Source organism: Embleya sp. NPDC059213, from assembly GCF_042754445.1.
Lineage (GTDB): Bacteria > Actinomycetota > Actinomycetes > Streptomycetales > Streptomycetaceae > Embleya.
Genome location: NZ_JBHZAV010000296.1, coordinates 1 through 7771 on the forward strand (window position 1 = coordinate 1; position 7771 = coordinate 7771).

6 protein-coding genes are annotated in these 7771 nt (G+C 71.3%); 1 reads left to right on the plus strand and 5 read right to left on the minus strand.

The window, feature by feature from the left end; genetic code table 11:
• Positions 1 to 98: 98 nt before the first annotated feature.
• From ACFXMF_RS45495 to ACFXMF_RS45515, 5 genes are all read right to left on the minus strand, one after another.
• Entirely contained in the window at positions 99 to 1601 is a 1503-nt protein-coding gene (locus ACFXMF_RS45495; protein WP_379992265.1) for a DHA2 family efflux MFS transporter permease subunit, read from the minus strand.
• 55 nt (positions 1602 to 1656) lie between these two features.
• On the minus strand, positions 1657 to 2268 hold the full coding sequence (locus ACFXMF_RS45500; RefSeq protein ID WP_360312602.1) for an NAD(P)H-dependent oxidoreductase: 612 nt from the start codon (positions 2266 to 2268) through the stop codon (positions 1657 to 1659).
• Positions 2269 to 2429: 161 nt separating this feature from the next.
• The gene (locus tag ACFXMF_RS45505; RefSeq protein ID WP_360312604.1) at positions 2430 to 3704 is read right to left on the minus strand and encodes an MFS transporter; all 1275 of its coding nucleotides are present in this window, start codon (positions 3702 to 3704) and stop codon (positions 2430 to 2432) included.
• Positions 3705 to 3944: 240 nt separating this feature from the next.
• Entirely contained in the window at positions 3945 to 4496 is a 552-nt protein-coding gene (locus tag ACFXMF_RS45510; RefSeq protein WP_360312606.1) for a GNAT family N-acetyltransferase, read from the minus strand.
• Positions 4497 to 4620: 124 nt separating this feature from the next.
• Positions 4621 to 5127: a YfbM family protein gene (locus tag ACFXMF_RS45515; RefSeq protein WP_379992266.1), complete on the minus strand. Its 507-nt coding sequence runs from the start codon at positions 5125 to 5127 to the stop codon at positions 4621 to 4623.
• A 142-nt stretch (positions 5128 to 5269) separates the two neighbouring features.
• Between ACFXMF_RS45515 and lon the strand changes: the two genes are divergently transcribed.
• The gene (lon, locus tag ACFXMF_RS45520; protein WP_360312610.1) at positions 5270 to 7687 is read left to right on the plus strand and encodes an endopeptidase La; all 2418 of its coding nucleotides are present in this window, start codon (positions 5270 to 5272) and stop codon (positions 7685 to 7687) included.
• Positions 7688 to 7771 lie beyond the last annotated feature (84 nt).

A 7771-nucleotide genomic window follows, 5' to 3' on the forward strand; every position in this document is an offset into this window, starting at 1 on the left:
GGCTGTCGTCGACAGCCCGTCCGGCGTTCGGTGTGTCCGGTGTTCGAGGGCACTCGGCCCGTCCGGCGGGCGAGGGCGCATCGGCCGCGGGTCCGGCTTCACTTCGTCGGCAGCGGTGCCCGTCGACTCATCAGCAGCGCCGGCAGGAACGCCAGTGCCATGAACCCGACCGCCCACCAGTACGTCCCCTGGAACGTGTCCGCCAACCGAGGCCCGATCTCGTCCACCGCGGCCGGCGACAACATGTGCAGTTCACCGAGCCCCCCGGCCCCCCGCCCGGCGGGCAGGCCCTCGCGCATCGCACCGGCCAACAGCACCGACATCAGCGCCCCGCCGATCGCGGCGGCGACCTGCTGGATGATGGTCAACGTGGTCCCGGCGACCGCGACCTGCTCGTGCGACATGGTGCGCAGCGCCGAAGCGGTGGTCGGCATCAGCGTCATGCCGACCCCGATCCCGGTCACCGACATGCAGGACATCAGCACCCAGTAGGGCGTGTCCGCGGCGACCTGCGTGGTGAAGGAGAGGAAACCGGAGGCGGCGACCACGATCCCGACCAGCACGATCCGTCCCGGCGCGATCCGGTCGCTGAGCCGGCTGGCGATCTGCATGGACACCGCGGTGAACAGCGCCTGCGGCGCACCCAGCAGGCCGGACGCGGTGGCGCTCTCGCCGCGCACCAGTTGGTAGTACAGCGGGGCCAACATCATCGAGCCGAAGTAGGCGCAGACGAACAGCACCATGGTGCCCGCGGCGGCCACGAACGGGCGGCTGCGGAACAGCCGCAGATCGATCAACGCGTGCTCGACCCGCAACGCCCGGATCACGAAGCCGATCACCAGGAACGCGCCCGACACCGCCGGGACCAACGCGCCGGTGGCGCCGAAGTCGCCCTTCTCGCCGCCGGTGGCCAGACCGTAGATCAGCAGCGCCAGGCCGGGGGAGAGCATCAGCAGTCCGGGCACGTCCAGCGGCCTGGTCGGCTGCGGCGTATCGCGCGGGAAGACCTTGGCGGCCAGCACCAGCGCCACCGCGCCGATCGGCACGTTGATGAAGAAGATCCAGCGCCACGACACGTCGTCCACCAGCCATCCGCCCAGGATCGGGCCGGCGAGCGGGCCGATCAGGATCGGGATGCCCAGGATGGCCATCGTCCGCCCCATCCGGCTCGGATCCGACGCGCGGGCCAGGATGGTCATCCCGACCGGCATGATCAGGCCGCCGCCGAGCCCCTGCAGGACCCGGAAGGCGATCAGCGACTCGGCCGACCAGGCCAGCCCGGCCAGGACGGAGCCGGCGGCGAAGGTGGCGATGGAGAACATGTACAACCGCTTGGTGCCGAATCGGCCCATCGCCCACGCGGCCGCGGGGATGACGGTGGCCAGGGCCAGCGTGTACCCCGTCGCGACCCATTGGATGGTGGCCAGTGGTGCGTCGAAGTCCTGCGCGAGGTGATTGAGGGCGACGTTGACGACGGTGACGTCGAGTACGGACATCACCGAGCCGAGAACGACCACGAGGGCGATCATCGCGATGTTGCGGGACGGGGTGGGGACGGCGGTCGCGGGCGCGCTCGCGGCCGGGGCGGTGGTCGAGGCCATCACGGGCTCCTGGCGTTCGGCGGTGGAATGGCTGCGGCTGCTTCGGAGCGGGTGTTCAGACGCCGTACGGGCGGCGCAGGCGCGTCGACCGGGTGGCCTCGGTCCACCAGGCGAGCTGATCGAGCATCACCTTGGCGGCGGCCTCGGTGCCCGCGACGTCGACCGGCCGGCCCTCGGCGTCGAACTTCTCCCAGGCCATCGGGAAGGCGAGTCCGTCCCGGGTGGTGACCATGTGCTGTTCGGCGAAGACCAGGCGCAGTTGCTCGACGGCGCGCAGGCCGCCGGAGATGCCGCCGTAGGACACGAAGCCCACCGGCTTGCCCTGCCATTCGTTGCGGAACAGGTCGATCATGTTCTTCAGCCCGGCCGGGAAGCTGTGGTTGTACTCGGGTGTGACCACCACGAACGCGTCCGCGGCGGCCAGCCGAGCGCCCACCGCCTCGACCACCGCGGCGGGCTCGCTGCCCATCGGAGCCCACACGTCGGGCAGCCGGTCGTGCGCCAGGTCGATGATGTCCACCTCGAAGTCCCCGTGCCGCTCGGCCGTTTCGGCGAACCAGTTCGATACGACGGGGGCGAAGCGCCCTTCGCGGGTGCTGCCGACGATGACGGCCAGCCGGAAGGTGTCGGTCCGGGTGTGCGTCTCGGTGTGCGTGGCGATGCTCATGGGAACCCCCGGGAAGAGAAAGGCGAACTGTGCGGTGAGGCCCCGGAAGTGCTTTCTCCGAGCGCCTGGTGAAGACGTTAGAAGTTGAAGTCGACTTGAAGTCAACCCCGCCCGTCTCCCTTCCGCCGCACGGCCTTTGCGCAAGCCGGGTGCGGGGGTGGTCAGGTGGTGCGACGAGGTGCTTCGTCCGGCGCGGCGAGGGCCGCGAGGGCGGCGACCGCGGCGAGGGCGATGGCGCCGGCGCACACCATCACCGTCGACGGGGACGTGGCGTCGACGACGGCCCCGCCGACGAGCGCGCCGGTGGCGAGGGTGAGTTGGAAGGACGATGTGAACACGACCATGGCGGCCTCCGGCGCCCGAGGGGCCGAGCGCGCGAACCAGGTCTGGGAGCAGGCCGGGACGGCGCCGTAGGCCGCCCCCCACACCACGAGCAGCCCGACCGCGCCCGCATCCCACCGGCCCAGGACCGGGAACAGCAGCGTGGCCGGCGCGATCAGCGCCGCGCACGTGACGAACGTCGCCCGCAGGCCGCGCACCATGGTCGCGCCCGCGACGAAGTTGCCGACGATGCCGGCCACGCCGAAGGCCAACAGGTAGACGCCGATCAGCCCCCGGTCCACGTGGGTGACCTGCTCCAGGAACGGCGTCACATACGTGTAGGCGCCGAAGTGCGCGATCACGATCAGACAGGTCGCCACGAGCCCGATCCGGATGTCGGTGCCGCGCAACAACCCACGCAACACCGCGGCCCGGGTCACCTGAAGCGGCGGCAGCGGCGGAAGCAGTGCGAGCAGCGCGGTCGCCACCCCCAGCGCGAGTACGCCCAGCACCACGAACGAAGCGCGCCAGCCGATGTGTTCGCCCAGTTGTGTCCCGGCCGGCAACCCCAACACCGAGCCGGCCGGCACCGCCGCGAAGACCACGGCGGTCGCCGTACCCACCGCCCTCCCGTGCACCAGCCGAGGCGCCAACCCCGCCCCGATCGACCAGAAACCGCCGATGGTCACCCCGACCAACGACCGCGCCACCAACACCACCCAGAACGCCGTTGCGATCGCCGCAAGGAAGTTCGCCACCGCCAGCAGCACGATCAGCGCGACCAACATGCCCCGCCGATCCAGCCGCCCGGTGGTCACGGTGACCAGCGGCGCACAGATCGCCGCCACCAGGCCCGGCACGGTCATCAACCACCCCGCCGTGCCGTCCGAGACCCCGAACTCGCCCCCGATCGGCGTCAACAACCCGATCGGCAGGATCTCGCTGGTCACGATCGCGAAGATGCCGACTCCCAGACACACCACACCCGGCCAGTACTGCCGAGGTTCGTGCTCCCGCGTCCGCGCCCGCGCCTGCTCCCGTGCCCGCTCTCGCTCTTGCGAAGCCGGGTCGGTCCGCCCGGTCGTGTGCTCGTCGGATCCGGTCGTGACGGACATGAAGTCCCTTTCGGCGGTGGGGGTGGGGCCCCGACAGCGGGGCGCCCCCAGTACAACCGCCGGCAACCCGTCGGGTCTGGCGGTATCCCGCCGTCAACGTCCTTCCGCCGCCGAGCAGTCGGAGATCGACCGCCACCCGTGCCGACCCGCCGCACCGCACGGGTCGGCTTTACGAATCCGCCCACGGGTCGGCCCCACGGGATCCGTCCACGGGTCGGCCCATCGGCCCTACCGATCGGCCTACAGGTCGGCCGGGGTCAGTGAGTACAGCACGACATCGACCCGACCCGTGTGCAGCCGACCGGCGTTGCGCAGCGTGCCCTCGCGGTGCAGGCCGGCCTTGATCGCCGTCTTGCGCGAGGGGATGTTCCCGACGGCGGCCTTGAGTTCGAGGCGCTCGAAGCCCTGCTCGGTCAACAGCCAGCGCCCGAGCACCCGCGTGGCCAAGGCGGCGATCCCGCGTCCGCGAGCCCACGGCGCCACCCAGTACCCCACCTCGCTGACCAGTTCGTGCCAGTCGGTGCGCTTGAGCCCGATGGCGCCCAGGAGTCGGCCCTCGTCCGGGTCGACGATCGCGAAGTGCACCCCGTCGCCCGACTCGCGCAGCGTGTGCGCCGTTTTCGTACACCAGTCGACGGATGCCTCCAGGGTGTACGGCCGGGGCAGCGGTAACCATCGCTGGACTACCTCGTCCGCACAGGCGGCTCGGTTGTCCTCGGCATCATCGGCGCCGAACGGCCGCAGTGTGATCGGCCCCGCAGGCAGGACACGTTCGGGAAAGACGTCGCTCACTGACCGGATTCGCCCCCTCGTATCGAGTCGCACGATTCTTCCGCCCCACCGACCCACGACGAAAGTGCCGGGCGCGGAATTCACCCACTGCGCCCAATCCCCGACCCGCACCGGGGCGCACGAGTCAGGACAACCAGACCAGTACCGCGTCCCCGGCCTCGGCCGCGGAGCGGAAGAACACGCCGAGCGCCGCGTAGTGCCCGGTGGCGTAATCGAGGGATTCGGCCTGCTCCCAGACGAAGGCCGGATAGACCCCGGCACGCACCAGGTCGGCCGGGCCGACACCCGCGACGAGCCGGTGACCGGGAGTCGCCGACAGAGCCTCGGCGGCTGCTCGAACGCGGTCCGGGGTGAGGTAGCGCGGAACCCCGTGACTCCAGTCGTTCTCGTCCCAGGGCATCGCCTCCGCACCGTGGACGACGTCGACGGTGAAGCCGATCCGCCGGGTCAGGAAGCCCAGGGCGTCCCACGCCTTGTCGGTGTTGTGCGACCGGGCCCGCGTCGGGTCGGGACACCCCTCCGACTCGGCGTCGAGCACGTCGTCGATGAATTCCTCGCCCCACGCCTGGTCGGTGATCGCCCGCGCCAACTCGGCGGGGGCGACTCTCAGGTACTCCCCGACCATGCCCATCGCCGCAGGCTAGCGGCGTCCACCGACAACTTCGCCCAGGGCGAACACGGATCGGGGAGGGGTGGGGGAACAAAGGGAGGCTCTTGTTTCTTGAGTCAATGCAGCGCAACTTTTTCGACTGTGGCTACCTGAGGGGCATGACATGAGCGAGACCATCGGGACCTTGACCCTGCCGGTTCTTCCGCTGGACGACGTGGTCGTCCTCCCCGGCATGGTGGTCCCGCTCGAACTCGATGACGCGGAGACCCGTGCCGCCGTGGATGCCGCGCGGGCCGCCGCGGGGCGGTCCGGTGGACCCGGCATCCGTAGTGAGAGCAAGGCGCGGGTGCTGCTTGTTCCGCGCGACGACGGGCAATACCCGGCGGTGGGCACGCTCGGCGTGATCGAGCAGGTCGGCCGACTGCCCGGGGGCGAGTCGGTCGTGGTGGTGCGCGGCGAGGGCCGGGTGCGGATCGGCAGCGGTACCACCGGGCCCGGCGCGGCGCTGTGGGTCGAGGCGACCCGGGTGGCGGACGTCGAGGCGGACGAGCACACCCACGAGCTGGCCCGCGAGTACAAGGCCCTGGTCACCACCGTGCTGGGCAAGCGCGGCGCGTGGCAGGTGGTGGACCACGTGCAGGCACTGGAGGACCCCAGCGACCTGGCGGACAACTCCGGCTACGCCCCGTACCTGACGCTCCAGCAGAAGATCGAGGTGCTCCAGACCGTCGACGTCGAGGAGCGGCTGACCAAGGTCGTCGGCTGGACCCGGGACCACCTCGCCGAGCTGGACGTCGCCGAGACGATCCGCAAGGACGTCCAGGAGGGGATGGACAAGCAGCAGCGCGAATTCCTGCTCAAGCAGCAGCTCGCCGCCGTGCGCAAGGAGCTCAACGAGCTCAACGGCACCCCGGACAGCGAGGAGGAGGACTACCGCGCCCGGGTCGAGGCCGCGAATCTGCCGGAGAAGGTGCTGGCCGCCGCGCTCAAGGAGGTCGACAAGCTGGAGCACGCCTCCGACGCGTCGCCCGAGGGCGGCTGGATCCGCACCTGGCTGGACACCGTCCTGGAAATGCCGTGGAACGACCGCAGCGAGGACGCGTACGACATCGCCGAGGCGCGCGCGATCCTGGACGCGGACCACTCCGGCCTGGTGGACGTCAAGGAACGCATCGTCGAATACCTGGCGGTCCGCAAGCGCCGTGAGGAGCGCGGACTGGGCGTGGTCGGCGGACGACGCTCCGGCGCGGTGCTGGCCCTGGTCGGCCCGCCCGGCGTCGGCAAGACCTCGCTCGGCGAGTCGGTGGCCCGCGCGATGGGTCGCTCGTTCGTCCGGGTCGCGCTCGGCGGTGTGCGCGACGAGGCCGAGATCCGCGGCCACCGGCGCACCTACGTCGGCGCGCTGCCCGGCCGGATCGTCCGGGCGATCAAGGAGGCGGGCAGCATGAACCCCGTCGTCCTGCTCGACGAGATCGACAAGGTCGGCTCGGACTACCGCGGCGACCCGACCGCGGCCCTGCTCGAAGTGCTGGACCCGGCGCAGAACCACACCTTCCGCGACCACTACCTGGAGGTCGAACTCGACCTGTCCGACGTGGTGTTCCTGGCCACGGCCAACGTGCTGGAGACGATTCCCGAGCCGCTCCTGGACCGGATGGAACTGGTCCGTCTCGACGGCTACACCGAGGACGAGAAGGTCCTCATCGCCCGGGACCACCTGATCAAGCGCCAGTTGGACAAGGCGGGCCTGGACGTCACCGAGGTGTCCTTCACCGAGGAGGCGCTGCGGCTGCTGGCGGGCGAGTACACCCGCGAGGCGGGCGTGCGCACCCTGGAGCGTTCGCTGGCCCGGGTGCTGCGCAAGGTCGCGGCCCGGCAGGCGCTGGACGCCGACGCGCACCCGCTGCCGATCACGGTGGACGCCGGCGACCTGCGCGACTACCTCGGCCGGCCCCGGCACACCCCGGAGTCGCTGCTGAGCAAGGCCGAGCAGCGCACGGCGGTGCCGGGAGTGGCCACCGGGCTCGCGGTCACCGGCGCGGGCGGCGACGTGCTCTACATCGAGGCGTCGCTCGCGGACCCGGAGACGGGTGGTACGGGGCTGACCCTGACCGGCCAACTCGGCGACGTGATGAAGGAGTCGGCGCAGATCGCGCTGTCCTACCTGCGCTCGCGCGGGGCTGAGCTGGAGGTGCCGGTGGGCGACCTCAAGGACCGGGGCGTACACATCCACGTGCCGGCCGGAGCGGTCCCCAAGGACGGCCCGAGCGCCGGCGTCACGATGACCACCGCCCTGGTGTCGCTGCTCACCGGGCGGCCGGTCCGCTCGGACGTGGCGATGACCGGTGAGGTCTCGCTCACCGGCCGGGTACTCCCGATCGGCGGCGTCAAGCAGAAGCTGCTCGCCGCCGAGCGGGCCGGCGTCACCACGGTGCTGATCCCCAAGCGCAACGAGGCCGACCTGGACGACGTGCCCGAGGAGATCCTGAGCCGCCTCACCGTGCACGCGGTGGCCGACGTACGCGAGGTGCTGGAACTGGCCCTGGAGCCGGCCAACGCCGAGCACACCGTGGCCGCCTGACCCTGCGTCAGGTTGTGGGACCTGCCGCGGGGGGGGGGGCCCCCGCGGGGGGCGGGCGGGCCGTGGGGGGGGGGGGGCGGCGCC

Bases quoted from the DNA above. Each gene is read 5' to 3' on its own strand.
- ACFXMF_RS45495 (WP_379992265.1), bottom strand. From the start codon at position 1,601: ATGGCCTCGACCACCGCCCCGGCCGCGAGCGCGCCCGCGACCGCCGTC.
- ACFXMF_RS45500 (WP_360312602.1), bottom strand. From the start codon at position 2,268: ATGAGCATCGCCACGCACACCGAGACGCACACCCGGACCGACACCTTC.
- ACFXMF_RS45505 (WP_360312604.1), bottom strand. From the start codon at position 3,704: ATGTCCGTCACGACCGGATCCGACGAGCACACGACCGGGCGGACCGAC.
- ACFXMF_RS45515 (WP_379992266.1), bottom strand. From the start codon at position 5,127: ATGGGCATGGTCGGGGAGTACCTGAGAGTCGCCCCCGCCGAGTTGGCG.
- lon (WP_360312610.1), top strand. From the start codon at position 5,270: ATGAGCGAGACCATCGGGACCTTGACCCTGCCGGTTCTTCCGCTGGAC.